The sequence below is a fragment of the Dialister succinatiphilus YIT 11850 genome (assembly GCF_000242435.1).
GTDB classification, from domain to species: domain Bacteria; phylum Bacillota; class Negativicutes; order Veillonellales; family Dialisteraceae; genus Dialister; species Dialister succinatiphilus.
The window spans coordinates 112,807-131,630 of record NZ_JH591188.1 but is presented as its reverse complement, the minus strand read 5'-3'; the positions used below and the strand labels follow the sequence as shown (position 1 = coordinate 131,630).

Genomic DNA, 18,824 nt, shown 5'->3' with positions numbered 1-18,824 from the left:
TGAAATATATGACTCTCTGTTTTTCCTCTCCATCCTTCTCGTTTCCCCTTGAGGGGAATTCCCGCGCAGCGGGAAAGGGTGTACGAGGTAAAACACCGATTTGATACTCTATCGTTTTCCTGACCGCCAATCGGCGGCCTCCTGAGCGAAGCGATGCAACCTTTCTACACAACCCTTGGCACCAAGGGCCGGAGGGCCACCTTCGGCAGTCACGTCCACATCGAGTATCATAATCAGGATTACCACCGTCCACCCCTTCGCCACTTTGTGGCCCTCTTCCCCTAAAGGGGACGCAAGAAGCGTTACGGGATTGGCTGTCTGTGTCATATGTGACACAATATCCAGTGACACCTATTTTCTCGTTTCCCCTTGAGGGGAAGTCCCGCGAAGCGGGAAAGGGTGTAGGGGCAGAGCACCGATAGGATGGTCCATCGCGGTCCTGACCGCCAATCGGCGGCCCCCTGAGCGAAGCGATGCAACCTTTCTACACAACCCTTGGCACCGAGGGCCAGAGGCCCGATGGATGCCATATGCCCCTCTGCGCCGCAGGCGCAGGACCCTTCGGGAATACTGGAAAGCACCGACCAGGTCCCGGTCCCGACCGCGCCACAGGCGGACAGGGATACTTGAAAGAATCAAGTTGCCTGTTTTCTCATTTTCCTGTACAATATTGTTATAATAATTTAATGTTTTAATATTGTATTTTAAGGATTTCCTATGAACTGTTACGACAGACATTACCTGAAAATCGCACTGCCTGCCGCACTGGAGGGGCTTTTTATGATTCTCCTTGCTTCCACGGACCTCATACTGGTGGGAGCTCTGGGGAGCCTTTCGGTGGCTGCAGTGAGCATCTTTCTCCAGCCTCGTCTCATCCTTCTCTGCTTTTCCCGTTCCCTGGCGTCGGCGGTGACGCTGGTGTCCTGTAACTATGCAGGCCGGGGAGAGAAGGAGCCGTCGGCGGATCTTCTGAAGAAGTCTCTTTTCCTGGGTGCCCTGGCCCTGGGACTGCTGCACGGGATTTTTTTCATTTTTCTTGAAGATATATTAATCCTCATGGGCGCCTCTTCCGACTACCTGCCCATGGCCATGGAGTACAGCCCCCTGGCCCTTCTGGCGGTGTATTTCACTTCCCTTACCCTCATTCTGCAGGCGGTGCAGCTGGGGTATGGAAATACGGCTTCCATCATGAAAACCAATATCTGCGGAAATCTGCTGAACGCAGCGCTGAGTTTCCTCCTCATCCGGGGGCTGGGGCCTGTACCTGCCTATGGCGTTTTTGGTGCTGCCATAGGCACCGCTGCCGGCACTCTTTTCTCTCTTCTCTATGCCTGGTTCCTTCTGAAACGGGAAGGCTTCTTCCATGGGGGCCGCTGGATTCCCGATACCGCCTATTTCAAAAAGGTGGGTCCCCTTTTCGGCAGTGTATTAAGCGAGCAGGGCAGCGAGCGCATGGGCATGGTGCTCTTTTCCCGTATGGCCGCCGGTCTTGGTACGGTGCCCTTCGCGGTGCACAGCATCTGCATGAATATCTGCGATATTTACTATGATTTCATTATGGGCTTCGGCAAAGCAGGCATGGTGAGCGCCGGGCAGGCTGTGGGCCGGGGCAGCATGGCCGACTGGCAGCAGTACCGGAAAAGAGGGCTCCGCTGGTGCCTGCTCCTTTCCACGGCAGCCTGCGTCAGCATTCTTTTCTTTGAGGACTCCCTCTTTTCTATCTATTCTTCCGATCCCGCCCTTCACGTGCTGGCGGGCCCCATCATGGTTTTCATCGCCCTGGTGAGCTACCCCGAGGCGCTGGCCCTCTGGGGCGCCGGCATCCTTCGGGGCAGCGGACAGACGGCCCAGGTGGCGGCCTATTCTTTCCTGTCCATCACCTTCCTCAGGCCTCTCATGACAGCCTTCTTCATTTATGTGCTGGACATGGGCCTCATCGGCACCTGGTGCGCCCTTTTCATTGACCAGGTCATCCGCGCCTCCTGCGCCGCCTTTCTGGTGAACCGCCTTTCCGCAAAGAGGGGCTTCCTTCCCGATGCGGGATAAAAGAAATCAAAAAACTGTGCAGAAATTTCTCATTTCCGCACAGTTTTTGATTGGCCTGTGATGGGTTCATTCTTTGTCAGCCGCTTTGACAAAGAACCATTTATGGGCCAGGCTGTCATAGGTGCCGTCATCCATCATGCTTTTCAGGGCCTCATTGATTTCTTTCTTCAGCTGAGGATTATCTTTGGAAAGGGCAATCGCAAAATTGTCTTCCGTAGGAATGGTGCCGGACAGGGACAGCCGGCTGCTGCCGCCATGCTCCAGTTCGTAAAGGGCCGCCTGGTCTCCTGTAATGCCCACGTCCGCTTTTCCTGCTTCCAAGGCTTTGAAAATGTCCTCATAATGGTCCATGGATATGATTTCTTTGGGATTTTGGGCTTTTGCCCTGGCTTCACTGGTAGATCCCCTTTTGGCCGCCACCACTTTGCCAGCCAGTTCTTCTTCATTCCGCACCGGTGGATTTCCTTTTTTTACAAGGAGAGAGTATCCGCTCAGCCGGTAGTAGGAGTCTGAAAAGGCCACCAGTTTCTCTCTTTCTTTCGTCACTGTGATAGCCCCTATGGCCATGTCCACCTGTTTTCCGGCCACCGCGTCCAGCAGTCTGTCAAAGGGCATATCCCTGAACTCGATGGTCGCTCCGGTTCTGCGGCCGATTTCCTTGAGCAGGTCCACCTCAAAGCCCACCAGGTTGCTGTTCTCATCCACATAGCGGAAGGGCGGATAGGCCGCTTCCGTGGCTGCCTTCCATACCTTGCCTTTTTCCATGCTTTTTGCTTCTTCCCCGTTTCCGCCGCACCCCTGAATCATGACGACGGCCCCTGCCAGCATGACGGCAACTGCCAGTTTCTTCCAGTTATTCATAGAAGCCTCCCTCTAATTTTTATATTATAACGATTTATAAATCATTTATATTAAATATATATTATTCCCTCTAATTTTTCAGCTTTAATTATTCAATTCTTTTTAATCGTGTGCGTATAAAAAACTTATAAAGCAGATGGCGGCCCGATGCCCCGGAGGAGGAAGGAAATCCCATGAATCCTCTCCCGGGTACGAAAAAAGGCTCTGCCCTGGAAGGCAGAGTCTTTTTCATTGGTACCGGCATCCCGCAGATGAAGCTACAGGAAATCCCCATCAATATTTATAGTTCAGTGCCAGGGTCCAGGCTTTATCATCAAATCCATCCTTCTGATTGTCCAGGTCAAAGGCATATTCACCATGGAGGGACACATTCTTCATGAGAGCCACATCACCGAATACGCTCCAGTAGGTAAGGGTCTTGTCTTTCGCTATGCCGTTCCAGATTTCCCCTGTATCATAGGTGGTGCCGTCCAGATTGGCATTATAGCCCACCTTGTTGTAAGCCACATTAAGGTCAAAGGAGCCCGGTTTCTTCATGGAGAAATTGCTGTATCCCAGGCCGGCCTGCCAGGACTTGTCCGCCTTTTTGGCATTGGAATCCCAGTATTCGCCGAAAATCTGGAAATTGTCCACCGGAATGGAAAGGTGGGTACTCCACATATTGTCAAAGTGGGCTGTTTCCTTGCCCTTGTCTCCCGGCAGCTTCACATAGGCTGCCCGCAGTTTGGCAGCACCGAAGTCATAGCCTGCTTCCGCCAGGAAAGTGTCGAAGGTGGAGGAGTCATACAGCCATCCATTATTCATGAGACGTCCGAAGGAAACGGAGGCATCAAATGCATTCCTGCCGTAGGCCAGTTTTGCCCCCTTCAGGGTTGCGTCGAACATGAAGCCGTCATAAATGGTGACAGGCATGCGGCCCAGGGTCACATTGGCATCGCCGAAGGTATGATTCACATAGAGCCAGTCCATGACGGTCTTAGACGTATCGTCCCCTTTGAAATCCATCTGGTTCTTGATACGGCCCTGTACATAGGTAGAGTCATTCACCTGGCCCTTCACTTTGATTCTCATACGGCCTTTCCAGGTATCTGCGCGGGTTTCCTTGGAGTTGTTAATATACCACATTTTAGCATCGCCGGACCAGTACAGATTGCCCGCTTTCTTTTCCAGATTGGATACGCGGACGCCAAGGTTGGAGAGCTCGTCGGCATATTCACCGGCCAGCTTATCCAGGGTGGCACGCTGCTCTGCATTCAGCTGATCTTCCTTTGCCATAAGGCGGGCAATGATCTGGGCCAGTTCAAAGCGGGTGATATTTCTTTCCCCTTTGAAGGTGCCGTCAGGGTATCCTTCCACCACTCCCTGGTCAGACAGGTCGGATACCGCCTGGTAAGCCCAGTCATCGGTGCTTACATCGGAAAAGGGATTGGCTGCCAGGGCGGAAACGCCGGCAGTCAGGGCTGCCGCTGCAGCCAGGACCATGATTTTCTTCATAATGTACTCTCCTTTGATATAATAGGTTTCCTGTCCGGCTTGGGAACAGTGTGTTTCTTGCCGGCAGGAAACTGTTCGCATAAAGTTTCCTGTCCGGCAGGACACTGATGGTATTCCTTACCCGCAGGAAACGGTTTGCGAATGGTTTCCTGTCCGGCGTGGCACTATGGCCTTTTCTGCCGGCAGGGAACAAGCCAGCCCCTGCTGCCTTTCAGCCGAACAGTTCATCCGGCAGGACTTTGTTTTTGCCTTCTTCAATGGTGAAGACGGAGGCCAGCAGCTTTCTGGAATAGGGATCTTTCGCTTCGGACAGGTCTTTGATTTTTTCTACTACCCTGCCATGCTGCATGACCACGATGTTGTCGCAGAACATGTTGGCCAGGGCCAGGTCGTGGCAGATGAAGAAGTAGGCCACTCCTGTTTCCAGCTGCAGACGGTGAAGGAGTTCGATCACCGTCTTCTGTACCGACATGTCCAGGGCACTGGTGGCTTCGTCACAGATAATGATTTCCGGCTTCAGCACCAGGGCCCGGGCAACGGCGATACGCTGCCGCTGTCCGCCGGACATGCTGTTGGGATAGCGGTCTGCAAAGTCCTCGGGCAGATCCACGAGGCGGAGCATTTCCCGCGCTTTTTCATCCACCTTTTCTTTTCCGATGAGGCCGTAGTTCCTGAGGGGCTCGCAGATAATATCCCGGACCCGCTGTTTGGGGTCGAAGGCTGTAGAGGGGTCCTGGAAAACCATTTGGATATTCTTCCTGGCCTGCCGGAATTCCTCGCCCTTCAGGGCAGTCATGTCTTTCCCGTGAAGGAGGATGCGCCCGCTGTCCATGGTGTAGAGCCGGGTCAGAATTTTGGCCAGGGTGGATTTCCCGGAGCCTGACTCGCCTACGATTCCCAGGGTTTCTCCTTTGTGGAGGCTGACGGTCACATGATCGGAAGCTGTCAGCTTTTTCCCGCCGCCAAGGTCGAAGGTTTTGACAATATCTTCCATGCGGAGGATTTCTTCTCCATATCCCTTCATGCCGTTTCACCTCCCAGCACCGGTACAGCAGCCAGAAGCATTTTCGTATAGTCTTCTTTGGGATGATAAATAACGTCTTCTGCTTTCCCGTATTCCACTACCCGGCCCTGTCTCATCACCATGATGCGGTCTGCCATATAGGCTGCCACCCCCATGTTATGGGTGACGATGATAATGGCGGTGTTCATCTTTTTTCTTACTTCCATCATTTCCTTCACAATGGCTGCCTGGGTGGTTACATCCAGGGCGCTGGTGGGTTCGTCGGCCAGGAGAAGTTTCGGATGGAAGGCCATGGCCATGGCAATGCCCACGCGCTGGCGCATGCCGCCGGAGAGTTCGAAGGTGTAGCTTTTCAGAATCTGCTCCGGGTCCGGCAGCCGTACCATGGAGAGCATGTCCACCATGCGCTGGTGGGCTTCTTTTTCATCGGTCATGCCGTGAAGGGCCAGGTACTCCCGGAACTGGACGCCAATGGGCCGGATGGGATTCATCATGGCCCCGCTGTCCTGGAATATCATGGAAACGTCCTTCCCATCCAGACTGCGGTGCTTTTCGGCAGACTGCTTCCTGGTGTCTTCTCCTTCAAAAATCATGGTGCCCTCCGCAATGTGCCCGCCTCCAGGCAGCACATGCTGGATGGCACGGATCACCGTGGTCTTTCCTGACCCCGATTCCCCTACAATGGCAAGGATTTCTCCCTGGTCTAACGTAAAGGAAACGTGGCGTACTACAGGCTCTGCCTTACCATAGGCAATGCCCAGATCTTTGATTTCTAACAGCATATTGGCTCCTGTGAATGATGAATACTATGGATGCGCCTGTGGGCGCGAGGGTTCAGAAGGTTCAGAGAGTTCATAGGGGAAAGGTTCTTAGGATTGACCGGCCCTTTGGGCCGAGGGTTGTGGTGGCGGCTTTGCCGCAAGTTTTATAGTACCGGCTTCTACCGCTTCGCGGCCCCTTCCCGCACAGGCGGTAAGCGGACAGCGGACAGCAGCCCTTATTCCGCCGGAACGATGCTCTTTGTTACCCAGTAATAGTCGCAGGGCTTAATGTCCGCATTCTTTACCTTCTTACTGGAAATCATATTGGTCTGGGGGTAGCCAAAGACCAGGGTAGCCGCATCGTCCTGAATGATTTTTTCCATCTGTTCGATAATGTCTTTTCTCTTCGCCGGATCAAATTCCTGGCTCAGCTGGTCAGAGAGAGCATCATAGGCAGGATTGCTGTAGCCCGAGCCGTTCTGGGGGTTGCTGCCGTTTACATTGGTCTTCCAGTACATGTTGATGAAAACTTCCGGATCCCCTGCCTGCTCGGCCAGTACGTTGGAAATGAGCAGGTCGTATTCGCCGCGGGTGCCAATGCCGTCAAGGACGTTGTAGTCCACGTTCTTCAGGTTCACCTTGATGCCTACTTTCTTGGCATCCGACTGGGTGGCTTCTGCAAAGAGAGGCAGTTCTGCGCGTCCACTGTAGTAAATGAAATCCAGTTCCAGGTTCTTGCCGTCTTTATCCACATAGCCGTCGCCGTCGGTATCCTTCCATCCAGCGTCTGCCAGCAGTTTCTTCGCATTTTCCACATTGTAGTTATCCGGATATTCCGCCTTCAGTTTGTCAAAGCCATAGTCCACAGACGGCGGAAGGAGAGGACCGCCAGGAGTAAAGGTGTCTTTCAGGAGCACCTTGCAGTAGGTGTCCCGGTCCAGGGACTGGAGGAGTGCCTTTCTTACATTCTTGTCAGCCAGGGGCTTGCCATTGGAAACGTTCAGGCGGGCCAGTACATCGCGGATGGAGGAAATGGTGCTCACGGTGAATTTATTCTTATCCTGGAAAAGCTGCATATCGCCGGGGGCAATGTTGACAGCCACATCGATTTCCCCCTTCTGGAGAGCCATGGCCCGGGTATTGGGATCATCAATGGTATTGATCTGGGCGTGAGCGAAGGGCACCTTGTCATAGTAATGGGGGTTGGCATCCAGTTCTGTCTTGGACTTGGAGAAAGATTTCACCATGTAGGGGCCTGTGGAAACGGGGCCCTGCTTGGCAAAGTCCACCTTGCCGTCAGAATCAGTGTCTACAATAATGAAGAGCGGATCCCCCAGCATGCCCGGCAGAGTAGCCACCGGTTTTTTCGTATAAATAGTCACGTTCTGGCCGTCAGCGGTGATGTGGTCCAGCTCAAACATGGCTTTCGCCCGGGGCGCCTTGGCAAAGGTACGTTCAATGGATTTCTTCACTGCTTCGCCGGTGACCGGTGTGCCGTTGGAGAACTTGATGTCCTTGATTTTGAAGGTCCAGGACATTTTGTCATCGGACACCTTCCAGCTTTCTGCAATCCAGGGTTCTGCATTCATTTTGTCATCAAAATGGACAAGGCATTCGCCGATACCATAGCGCATGACCTGCCAGCCGAAGTAGTTGTCTGTCGGTTCCAGGCTGTCTGCAAAGTTCGTTACCCCCACGGTGAGGGTGTCTTTGGCTGTTTTGGAATTGGATCCTGATCCGCCGCACCCCGTAATGGCAAAGGCCATCAAAGCAGCTGCAGCCAAAAGAGCACCTTTCTTGTAAATTGATTTCATCTGTTGAACGCTTCCTTTCTATATGGAAATAAACGCCATAGGCGTGAAAAAAACGATGGGAAGAGCCGTTTCGCGGCCTACCGGCTCACCATACCGCCGACCCGCTATTGATCTCTTGGATCCAGTACATCCCGGAGCGCATCGCCCCAGAGGTTGAAGATGACCACAGAAATGAAGATGGCAAGCCCCGGGAAAACCATGAGCCAGGGGGCTGTCTGCAGCTGCTGACGGCCCTCGTTAAGCATGAGGCCCCATTCCGGTGCCGGCGGCTGGCTGCCAAAGCCCAGGAAGGACAGGCCTGCCAGTTCCATCATCATGGCACCGATGTCGGATACCGCTGTAATCACCAGAATAGGCACTACGTTGGGCATGATATGGGTCCAGAGGATATGGGAACTGGTACCACCGCTGACAATGGCAGCATCCACGAAATCCCGTTTCCTGATTTTCAAAACCATGGACCGGGACAGGCGGGCGTACTTGGTCCAGGTCACCGCTGTCAGGGCAATCATGGCATTCACCAGACTGCCGCCCATGATACCGGCAATGGCAATGGCCAGGATAACGCCGGGGAAAGAAATCATCATATCTGCTATACGCATGATGACGGTGTCAATGAGGCCGCCAAAGTAGCCGGCCACAAGGCCCAGAAAGGTGCCTACGCAGAAGATGATGGCCACCAGGGCCAGCACGCTGGACAGGGAGTAGGCTCCGCCGTAGAGAATGCGGGACAGCACATCTCTCCCCAGCTTGTCCGTGCCGAAAAGATGGGCCATGGAAGGCGCCTGGTTGGCGTCCTTCATCACCGTTTCCAGGGGGTTATAGGGAGCAATCACCGGCGCCAGCACCACCAGGGCGATAAGCAGGATAACCAGCAGGCTGGTGAACCGGAAGGTTCGATGTTCTTTGAATCCTTTCCAAAGATTCCCCATATTACCGGCCTCCTTTTCGAAGTCTCGGATCCAGATGGCGATAGGACAGATCCACCACCAGATTAATCACCATGTACATGAAAGCAATCCAGAGCACAATGGCCTGCACCGTTTGGAAATCGCGGTAGGTAATGGCTTCTACCACCATATATCCCAGGCCCGGCCAGGAAAATACGATTTCCACCACCGCTGCGCCGCCCAGAAGGGAGCCGAAAGCCAGCCCCAGCAGGGTCACCAGCGGAAGCAGGGCATTGGGAAGCACTTCCTTCCAGAGGATATGGGATTCCGAAAATCCCCGGGCCCTGGCGCCCATGACGTAGTCCTGGTTCAGCTCCTCCAGCACCGCCGCCCGTACCTGCCGGGTGTACTTGGACGTCATTACCACGCCCAGCGTCACCATGGGGAGGATCAGGTTTTCTAAAGAAATGCTGCCGCCCACGATGGGAAGCATTCCCAGCTTCAGGGCAAAAATCCAGAGAAGCATAAGGCCCATCCAGAAATTGGGCACCGAAACGCCCAGGAAGGAAAAGCCCCGGACCAGGTAATCAAACCAGCTGTTTTTCTTCACCGCCGTATAAATCCCCAGAGGAATGGAAAAAACAAGCATAAACACAGTAGATGCCAGCGCCAGAATCAGGGTAGCCGGCAGGCCTCCCATGAGGGCCTCCAGTACCGGCTTCTTCATCATGAAGGAATAGCCGAAATTACCATGAAGCACCCTTCCCAGCCAGTCCAGATACTGGAAAAGGAAAGGCTTATCCAATCCCAGCTCATGACGGAGCGCATCGATTTCTATCTGGCTCACCACAATATCTTCATTGCCTGCAATCATCTGACGCACCGGATCCCCCGGCGCCAGCATGACCAGGCAGAACGTGATAAAGCTGATGCCCAGAAGAACCAGCACCATTTCTCCCAGCCTCAGGGCCAACTGTTTCTTTCCCAAATCCCACCATCTCCTGTTTTAGTCAACTCACATTTCAAAAAAAAGCACGAAAAAAGCAAGGCCGGAAACAGGGACCTTGTAGAAACATAAACAAAAAATAAATGCTTGCTTTACCCCATAACAGATAAAGAGCTGTTTCCTCATCACTCTTTAAATTTCCCAACGATACCGGCTGCGTCCTTCTTAGCGTGACGTCTCGCCCTCGCTATCATTGGTTTTTTATGAAAACAGTATATCATTATATTTTGAAATTCGCAATAATTTATTTAACAATTATTTATGAAATGCTAATATTCAATCATGGCATGATTTTATTTCATGGTTTAGATTCCCTGCTTTTTTCATAAAAAAAGCCCCCTGAAGGACAGACCTACGGTGTGAGGGTTCAGGGGACACGCCTGCGAACGGTCAGCCGACAATAGGAAGGCCCTTTTATGGGCAGGCTAAGGGCCAACTTCGGCTGACTTGCGCATTCTATGCAGAATGCGCACATGAGGGTTGATGGGTCTTCGCCCCGAGGGTTCTAAAGGTTCTTAAGTTTGACGGCCCTTTGGGCCGAGGGTTGTGGTGGCGGCTTCGCCGCAAGTTTTATAAAAAAGGGGTGCGGCTGGCGCCGCGGGTTGTGTAGAAGGGTTGTGTTCGCTAGCGCTCAGGGGAGCGACAGCGCCTGACGGGCTGAGGGTGGTGGATTGCCCTGCGGGCAATGCTTATAAAGTCAGCGTTACGGATTAACCTGTCTGCATCATATGGCAAAATAACCATTCTGCGGATTGGCTCGCTGCGCTCGCCTCCCCCTATCCGGCCGCGCCGGACTTCCCCCTGTTCAGGGGGCAGAATAAAGCTCTGAAAAGCAGTCCTTTCATAAGCAGCTCACAGCATAACGGAGCTTTATAGTCCCCTGTGGAGGTCCTGCATAGGACCTCCAAGTGGGGCGAAGTAAGGCGCCTAGCCTGCCCATTAAGGCGCTTTCCTTTTGCCGCCCCACCGAACTGCGGGGGTGGCAAAGGAACTGGATTCATAGGGGAGCCCCGCGACCCGCGAATCCAGTGACATGCTTCCCACCGGGTGGCAAGGGAACTGGATTCGCAGGGAGCCGTAGGCGACTGAGAATCCAGTGACACGCTTCCCAGCGGGGCGGAAAGGTGGTGGCGCCAGCCACCAAAGGGGGGGGGATTCATTTCCAACGCCCGCAGGGCGGTTGTAAAGGTTTTATTATAAGAGGGCGCCTTCTATAAATGTAAGGCGCCCACCACAACCCTCAGCGGCAGAGCCGCTGTCAAACTTAAGAACCCTCGGGGCCACAGCCCCGTCAAACTTTAGAACCTTCACGCCCATAAGGGCGCCAGGGCGGTTGTAAAGGTTTTCGCCGCCAAAGGCGGCATAAAAAATGGCGCCCGAAAGGGCGCCGCACCTCGCCAGCGCAGCGATGCTATATAACTCCCGAGGGCGAGAGCCCTCAACCCACCTGTAAGGCGAAGCCGATCACAGGCAGAACCCTGGCAGCCCAGGGCCGAAAGGCCCGGCGGCTGGCTCAACCCTCACGCCCGTAAGGGCGTGTCAACCTTCGGGAATACCGGCAAGCACCGCCCCGGTCCCGATCCCGACCGCGCCACAGGCGCCTGAACCCTCAAGCCCCCAAAGGGACTTGTCCATAAGGAGTCAGCGTTACGGGCTTACTTTTTATGCCTCCAGCAGTGCATGACGAAGTGCAGGAGCCTACCCTTCCAGTCTTCCTTCCTGGATTTTCAGCACCCGGGTATGGTATTTATCCAGTGTAGACCGGTGGCCTACGCTGATGACGGTGATATTGGGAATGGAGGTGAGGAGGCGGTAGAGGTGATTTTCCGTTTCTTCATCCATGGCGGAGGTGGCCTCATCCAGGAATACCCAGCGGGGACGGGTGAGGAAAATGCGGACGAAGGCCAGTTTCTGCTGTTCTCCCAGGGAAAGGATATGGCTCCAGTCTCCTTCTTCTTCCAGATGGTCCTTCCAGCGCAAGAGGCCGCATTCTTCCATGAGTTTCACTAGTTCTTCCCTGTTTCCTTTTCCTTTGGGATAGAAGGCGGCTTCCTCCAGGGTGCCCATGGGCATGTAGGGTTTTTGGGGAATGAAGAGGACTTCAGAGGTCAAAGGCAGTTGGATGACTCCTTCGCCGTAGGGCCAGAGGCCGGCCAGCAGGCGGAGGAGGGTGGATTTTCCGGAGCCCGAGGGGCCTTTCAGAATCACCTTTTCTCCTTCCTGAATGGTGCAGGAAAGGGAAGAGAGCAGTGTTTTACCCTGGGGCAGGCGGACGGTGACGTCGGAGAGGATGAGGGATGAACCTCCTTCTTTCCGCGCCAGATGGCCCTGTTCTTTTTCCGTTTCCCGGAGCATATGGTCCATATGAGCATCAAAGGTGAGGAGTCGTTCCACGCAGGACATCCATTCCGCCAGGGAGGAGTAGACATCCACGAAGTAGGACATGGATTCCTGTACTTTTCCAAAGCAGTTGGCCACCTGCATCAGGCCGCCCAGGGAAATATTTTTCGACAGGTACCGGGGCGCCGCCACCACGAAGGGGAAGATAATGGCAATCTGTCCATAGGAATTGGTGAGCCAGGACAGCTGTTTCTGTTTTCTGATAATGTACACCGTATTCACCAGGAGTTTATGGAAACGGCCGGAGAGAATTTTCTTTTCTTCTTTCCCGCCATGGTAGAAGGCCACGCTTTCCGAAGTTTCACGGAGCCGCACCATGGCATAGCGGAAGTCGGCCTCCAGTTTCTGCTGCACAAAATTCAGCCCCACCAGTTTATGGCCCACTTTGTGGGTAATCCAGGTGCCTATCACGGAATAGGCCAGGGCGGTCCATACCAGGTAGCCGTAGATGTGGATGGTGAAGCCCGGCAGAGGAAGGGTGAGCGGTTCCGACAGGGACCAGAGGACGAAGATGAAGCAGAATATGGTGGTAATGGCTTTGAGCAGGCCGGCCATGAAGGACAGGGTGCGGGTGGTGAATAGATTGATGTCTTCGGAAATACGCTGGTCCGGATTGTCCGAACGGCCGCCGGAAAACATTTCCAGCCGGTAAAACATGTGGCGGGACGTCCAGCGGGACAGGTATTTCTCCGTCATCCACCGGCGCCAGCGGAGGGCCAGGGTCTGCTGCAGGTAGTAGGCATAGACAGAAAAGGCGATGTGCCCGAAGGCAATGGCAGTGAACCGGATGAGTCCGTGGTACACGGCGGTGCTGTCGTAATTCTGCAGGGCGCTGTAAAATTCATTAAACCAATCATTCAAAAGGAGCGTCATGTACACTGCTGCCATGGTAAGGATAATAATGCCCACAAGGTACATCCAGGCGCTTTTCTTTTCTTCACTTCTCCAATACCGGCTGGTGAGCTGCCATAAAGCCTTCACCGTCTCCCGGTTCCACTGCCCTGAAACCATAGGTCCTCCTTCACAGTTATGATGAAAATATTTTTTATTATACTACAGGCAGAAAGGCGGCGCGAAAATCCAGCGGTTTAACCTCCATGCCCCTTGCCCGGCATGTGATGATCAGACTTGATAAAGGAATCCGGCCAACGCAGAAGGCCCGGAAAAGAGGAGCGCTCTTTTCCGGGCCTTTCAGGGGTGGTTAGTATGAACAAATATTTTGGGATTTGGGAGGGAGATAATTTGTAAGAAAAGCAATCGTTTCTTTGCAGGAGAGGAATCATAGCCGCAGCCGGCGGCAGCGGCATCTGCCTTTCTCTCCTGCGAAAGGGGCTCTGCCCTTCCAAGGGCAGGTCCCTATAGAGGATATTCCTGCCGCCTGACCGTGCTTCAGCCGGCAGGAATCATACCTCTGGAGTTACCATTTTCATTGGCATCACCAGGAATCTTCGTTTCACAAACAGAATCAATTATTCAATGGTAATCCGATGGGATTCTTCCACTTTCTTCTGATCTTCTTTCGGAAGGGCAATCTTCAGCACGCCGTCTTTCAGGCTGGCTTTGATGCCGTCTTCCTTGATGCCTTTCACAGAGAACTGACGCTGGAATCCAACGGCGCCTCTTTCGTGACGAATGTAATGTTTCTCTTCGTCTTTCGTTTCTGTCTTGTTCTCTTTCTTAGCAGCAATGGAGAGGATGCCGTTTTCATAACTGATATGAACTTCATCTTTGGTGAATCCCGGCATATCGCAGGTAATTTCATAACGGTCTTTCAGATCCTCGATATCTACTTTCGGTACTGCTACATAATCTTTATAAATGGTGGGAACATCATCAAAGAAATGATCCAGAACGCTGTCACCAAACAAACCATCAAACGGAATCATGCTACCCATAATCAAAGACCTCTTTCCTTTATTTTTCATGTGATGTTCAGGTGTCCGGGAACCTTTCCGGTTTCCCTGTCCGGTTCCCTTCCCTCCTGACAACTATAGTATAGCACTTTTAGCACTCTTGTCAAGCGAGTGCTAAAATATTTTTGACTTTTCTTTTTAATGTATTGACTATTCCGATAATATCTAATGTTTTTGACTATTTAAAGTCGTTTATTTGACTATTTTATACTCAGATTTCCAGAAATTTTTCACAATTTTTTTGATGGGGCCCCACGGACAGGCCCTGGGAAACTTCATGCTTCAGATTTTCTTCCCCGCTATGATATGATGAGAGAAGATATTTGTATTCCGGAAGCCTGCGCTTCCTTAAAGGAGCCATTATGCTGGACATAGAAAACCTGTATTTTTCCTACACTGGCAGGGAGCCCTGGCTATTGGAGGATATTTCCCTCCATGTGCCGAAGGGGTCCTATATTTCCATTGTAGGAAACAACGGCAGCGGCAAAAGCACCCTGCTGAAACTGATCCTTCATTTTTTAGCCCCCGTGAAGGGCACCATCCGCTGTGAGGCCAGTCGGATCGGCTATGTGCCTCAGATGCCTTCCCGGGACCATGCCTTCCCCATTACGGTGGCCGAGGTGATTCATTCCTATGGAAAGCTGCTCCATTTGAAATCCATTTCCCTGAAGGATGTCCTTTCCGTCACCGGTATGGAGGATTATAGAGGAGAGCTGATGGGAAATCTGTCTGGCGGGCAGCACCAAAAGGTACTCATTGCCCGGGCCCTCATGGGCAGCCCGGACCTTCTCATTCTGGATGAACCTTCCACAGGCGTGGACCTTGCAAGCCAGCGGGAGATTTACGGAGAGCTGTCCCGGCTGAACCGGGAGAAAGGGCTCACCGTGCTGGCGGTGGAGCACAATATGGAGGAAGCCGGCCAGGTGTCTTCCGGCCTCTACCATGTGGACGGCGGAAAAGGCCACCTCTGCAGCGTATCCCATTATATAGAAGAGTATATCAAAAAGGAGGGCGGCCATGTTCAGTTATGATTTCATGCAGAATGCCCTTTTCATTTCCATCTGCATCGCCATCCTCTGCCCCTGCATCGGTATTTTCATCGTACTGAAGCGCTACTCCATGATTGGGGACACCCTGGCCCACTCATCCCTGGCCGGCGTCACCCTGGGCCTTCTCTTCCGGGAAAGTCCGGTGCTGGCTTCCTTTGCCTTCACCGCCCTCTCGGGGCTTTTTATCGAATTTCTGCGCCAGTATTTCAAAAAATATACGGATCTCATTCTTTCCATTGTGCTGTCCGTATCCGTAGGCATTGCCATCACCCTCATCAGCTCCGGCCATCTTCATGCCAACGCCGACGCCTACCTTTTCGGCTCCATGCTTACCGTGTCTCCCATAGACATGGCTGTCACCGCCGTGCTGAGCCTTTTCGCTGTGGTGACGGTCATCCTGAACTACCACCAGCTTCTCTACATCACCTATGACGAAGAGGCCTCCCGCATTGCCGGGGTCCACGTGAAGCGGCTGAACTACCTCTTCGCCTTTCTGGTGGCCGCCGCTATTTCCGTATCCATCCGCTCCGTAGGCATTCTGGTCATTACGTCCATGATTACCCTGCCTGTAGCCAGCGCCCTGCAGCTGCAGAAGGGATTCAAAACCACCTTCCTGGCTTCCCTTGCATACAGCTTCCTTTCCATTCTGTCCGGTTTCTTCCTGTCCTACTTCATCGGTGCTGCCCCCGGCGGCGTGACAGCCCTCACCGCCGCCTTCCTGCTCCTTGTGACCATCTTTGTAAAGCAGGTGCTCCGCCCATGAAATCCTATTTCAAGAAAGAAATGGCCCTTCTCCTCACCCTGCTGGCCCTCACGGCCGGTTGCGGCAGAGAAGCGCCGCCGGCGGAAGAAGGAAAAATCCCGGTGGCCGCCTCCTTCGGCGCCATGGAAAAACTGACAGAAGCCATCGGAGGAGACGCCGTCTCCATTTCCGTCATGGTGCCCGAGGGCATCGAGCCCCACGACTTCGAACCCCGGGCCGGGGACCTGATCAGGCTGAAACAGGCCAGAGTCTTCGTCTACAACGGCATGGGCATGGAACACTGGGCAGAGAAGGCCCTGCAGAGTGCAGGCGCCGAAAACCAGGTGGTGGTCAAGGCGTCCGAAAAGGTGGCTCCTATCCCTCTGGAAGATGAAGAAGAGCGAGAAGAACATGGCGACTACGATCCCCATACCTGGCTGGGCCTGTCTGAAGCGAAAGAAGAGGCCCGTGCCATCCGGGACGGCCTCATCGCCGCCTCCCCGGAAAACAGAGACCGCTTCATGAAAAACTACGACACCTTCGCCAAAAGCATCGACAGCCTGCAGCAGGAATACAGGGAAAAACTGGCCAAGGCCCCCCGGAAAGAGCTGGTCACCGGCCACGCCGCCTTCGGCTACCTGGCCCGGGACTTCTCCCTTACCCAGGAAAGCGTGGAAGATGCCTTCGCCACCGGAGAACCGCCGGCCAGAAAACTGGTGGAACTCATCCGCTTCTGCCGCGCTCATCATGTGAAAACCATATTTACCGAAGAAATGATGGACCCCGCCCTGGCCCGCACCCTGGCCAGCGAAGCCGGCGCCAGCGCCGAAACCCTGTCCACCCTGGAAGAGCCGGGCAGCGAAGGCTACCTGGATACCATGAGGGACAATCTGGAAAAAATAGATAAAGCCTTGAACTAGAGGATTTGGGACACCCTATGGACACGCCTGCGGCGTGAGGGTTCAGAGGGTTCAAAAGGTTCAGAGGGTGGTGGTGGCGGCTCCGCCGCAAATAAAAAAAGGGGCGCGGCTCCGCCGCGGGTTGTGTAGAAGGGTTGTGGAAAAAGGTTCTTAAGATGGATGGGCCTTCGGCCCAAAGGTTCTTAAGTTTGACGGGGCCTTCGGCCCCGAGGGTTGCTGTATTGCCGCTCTGCGGCAATGCTTATAAAGTCAGCGTTACGGGATTTACTTTCAGTATCATATGGTATGAAAAACAATTCTGCGGATTGGCTCACTGCGTTCGCCTCCCCCTATCCGGCTGCGCCGGACTTCCCCCGGTTCAGGGGGAAGAACAACCTGTGCTTAAAGTAGAGTCACTTATCAAAAGATAGCGTCACGAAGCTTTATTGTCCCCCCCTGCCGCAGGCGGTATAGGCATATATATGATGGCGCCGAAGGCGCCGTACCTCCCCAGTGGAACGGTACTTCATACCTCCCGAGGGCGGAGCCCTCAACCCGTCCGGGAGGCGTCAGCCGGTCCCGGACAGAACCCTTGGCGCCCAGGGCCAAAGGCCCGGCGGCGCCATCAACCCTCACGCCCGTAAGGGCGTGTCAACCTTCGGGAATACTGGAAAGCACCGCTATGACCCTCAGCATCCTCTGAGGTCTGACCGTCTGATGTCTCTCTGCTCTCGGGAATACGGTCCGGAGTCATCAGTCGGCGGACAGCGGATAGCTGACGCCGGACAGCAGCCGCAGACTCCCCCAGCACAGGATCTCACGATCTCGCCCATCACCCCAATTCCATAATTAACCACGTCCGGTTCATAAAGAACCTAAAGTTATTATACAACAGCTTTAGGAGGGAATAACCCCGAAAAAATTAGATTTTCCAGGGGCTTTATAAAGTTACCCTTAAAGCAGGCTTGTTGTCGGGAGCTTATGTTTCAAGCTTCTTTCCTTATCATGCAGGCCCTTAGAGAAGGGTCGCGCCAAAGGCGCAGGATGGATTGATGGGTCTTGAGATGATGACAGACCGAAAGAGCCACATCGGTGAAGACAGTATACCTGATGTACGAGACCATCCCGCTCCCCGTCATTTCGAGCGGTGGTATCATGCCGCTTGAGGATACTGCCAAAGCCGCTACAGCTACGAGGAGTCGAGAAATCTTTCTTGTGGTCGGGAACACAGGTAGTGTAAAATATTTTGTGTAAATGAATCTTGCTCAAAATATTTTCATACCTCATACTTAAGGGGAGCCTCATACTTAAGGGGAGAAAGAGGAAAAGGAGTTACTACCATGGCAAAGCGTACCCCTACCCCTGGCGAAAAAATTGCGCAGGAAATCTACGAAACCTACAAACCGACCACTGTCGAAGAGATGCAGTCCGCCTTAAAGAGTGTCTTTGGACCATTGTTTGAAGCAGCTCTTAAGGGTGAATTGGATAACCATTTAGGCTATCCCAAGAACGGCAGCACCCCTGAGGATTCCAAGAATACGAGAAATGGGTATTCCAGGAAGAACCTGAAGACCTCCATGGGAACGGTACCCATCCAAGTCCCTCGTGATCGGGAAGGTACTTTTGAACCCCAGTTAATCCAAAAATACCAGCGTGATGTTTCCTCTATCGAAGGGAAAGTCCTTGCGATGTATGGCCGTGGAATGAGCCAGAGAGACATCTCTTCGACCATTGAAGAAATCTACGGTTTCTCCATCTCCCATGAACAGATTGCCCATATTACGGACCGGATCCTGGACGAAGTATATGCGTGGCAGAATCGCCCACTGTTTCCTTTTTATACCTTTCTCTTCATCGACTGTCTGTATGTTCCCATGAAGACTGACAGAGCCCTGAAACAAAAGGCTGTCTACGTCATCCTTGGG

At 53.4% G+C, this 18,824-nt stretch carries 14 protein-coding genes; 5 read left to right on the top strand and 9 right to left on the bottom strand.

The genetic code is table 11. From position 1 onward, the window contains the following. Nucleotides 1–717 precede the first annotated feature (717 nt). Nucleotides 718–2,046, top strand: a complete 1,329-nt coding sequence (locus tag HMPREF9453_RS05930) for an MATE family efflux transporter (RefSeq protein ID WP_008859654.1) — start codon at nucleotides 718–720, stop codon at nucleotides 2,044–2,046. Nucleotides 2,047–2,112: 66 nt separating this feature from the next. Here the strand turns inward: HMPREF9453_RS05930 and HMPREF9453_RS05925 are convergent, their stop codons facing one another. The 9 genes from HMPREF9453_RS05925 to HMPREF9453_RS05885 form a co-directional block, all read right to left on the bottom strand. Next, nucleotides 2,113–2,907: a substrate-binding periplasmic protein gene (locus tag HMPREF9453_RS05925; protein WP_008859653.1), complete on the bottom strand. Its 795-nt coding sequence runs from the start codon at nucleotides 2,905–2,907 to the stop codon at nucleotides 2,113–2,115. Between the two features lie 273 nt (nucleotides 2,908–3,180). Next, entirely contained in the window at nucleotides 3,181–4,401 is a 1,221-nt protein-coding gene (locus HMPREF9453_RS05920; protein WP_008859652.1) for an S-layer homology domain-containing protein, read from the bottom strand. A 211-nt stretch (nucleotides 4,402–4,612) separates the two neighbouring features. Next, nucleotides 4,613–5,425, bottom strand: a complete 813-nt coding sequence (locus HMPREF9453_RS05915) for an ABC transporter ATP-binding protein (protein WP_008859651.1) — start codon at nucleotides 5,423–5,425, stop codon at nucleotides 4,613–4,615. Then, complete coding sequence (locus HMPREF9453_RS05910) at nucleotides 5,422–6,207, bottom strand: ABC transporter ATP-binding protein (RefSeq protein WP_008859650.1); 786 nt, start codon at nucleotides 6,205–6,207, stop codon at nucleotides 5,422–5,424. The genes HMPREF9453_RS05915 and HMPREF9453_RS05910 overlap by 4 nt, the downstream gene beginning before the upstream one ends. Nucleotides 6,208–6,422: 215 nt before the next feature. Further along, a complete protein-coding gene (locus HMPREF9453_RS05905) occupies nucleotides 6,423–8,000 on the bottom strand; it encodes an ABC transporter substrate-binding protein (RefSeq protein ID WP_008859649.1) in 1,578 nt (525 codons plus the stop codon). Between the two features lie 104 nt (nucleotides 8,001–8,104). Continuing rightward, the gene (gene nikC / locus HMPREF9453_RS05900; protein ID WP_008859648.1) at nucleotides 8,105–8,932 is read right to left on the bottom strand and encodes a nickel transporter permease; all 828 of its coding nucleotides are present in this window, start codon (nucleotides 8,930–8,932) and stop codon (nucleotides 8,105–8,107) included. 1 nt (nucleotide 8,933) lies between these two features. Next, complete coding sequence (nikB, locus tag HMPREF9453_RS05895; protein ID WP_083827287.1) at nucleotides 8,934–9,842, bottom strand: nickel ABC transporter permease; 909 nt, start codon at nucleotides 9,840–9,842, stop codon at nucleotides 8,934–8,936. Nucleotides 9,843–11,594: 1,752 nt separating this feature from the next. After that, complete coding sequence (locus HMPREF9453_RS05890; protein ID WP_008859646.1) at nucleotides 11,595–13,307, bottom strand: ABC transporter ATP-binding protein/permease; 1,713 nt, start codon at nucleotides 13,305–13,307, stop codon at nucleotides 11,595–11,597. Nucleotides 13,308–13,765: 458 nt separating this feature from the next. Further along, the gene (locus HMPREF9453_RS05885) at nucleotides 13,766–14,221 is read right to left on the bottom strand and encodes an Hsp20/alpha crystallin family protein (RefSeq protein WP_232217332.1); all 456 of its coding nucleotides are present in this window, start codon (nucleotides 14,219–14,221) and stop codon (nucleotides 13,766–13,768) included. A gap of 350 nt (nucleotides 14,222–14,571) precedes the next feature. Between HMPREF9453_RS05885 and HMPREF9453_RS05880 the strand changes: the two genes are divergently transcribed. From HMPREF9453_RS05880 to HMPREF9453_RS05865, 4 genes are all read left to right on the top strand, one after another. Further along, the gene (locus HMPREF9453_RS05880) at nucleotides 14,572–15,240 is read left to right on the top strand and encodes a metal ABC transporter ATP-binding protein (RefSeq protein ID WP_008859644.1); all 669 of its coding nucleotides are present in this window, start codon (nucleotides 14,572–14,574) and stop codon (nucleotides 15,238–15,240) included. Next, nucleotides 15,227–16,021, top strand: coding sequence for a metal ABC transporter permease (locus tag HMPREF9453_RS05875; protein WP_008859643.1), 795 nt, complete (start codon nucleotides 15,227–15,229; stop codon nucleotides 16,019–16,021). The genes HMPREF9453_RS05880 and HMPREF9453_RS05875 overlap by 14 nt, the downstream gene beginning before the upstream one ends. Beyond that, on the top strand, nucleotides 16,018–16,920 hold the full coding sequence (locus HMPREF9453_RS05870; protein WP_008859642.1) for a metal ABC transporter solute-binding protein, Zn/Mn family: 903 nt from the start codon (nucleotides 16,018–16,020) through the stop codon (nucleotides 16,918–16,920). The genes HMPREF9453_RS05875 and HMPREF9453_RS05870 overlap by 4 nt, the downstream gene beginning before the upstream one ends. Before the next feature lie 1,319 nt (nucleotides 16,921–18,239). Beyond that, the coding region (locus HMPREF9453_RS05865; protein ID WP_008859641.1) for an IS256 family transposase at nucleotides 18,240–18,824 on the top strand (585 nt) is incomplete at its 3' end.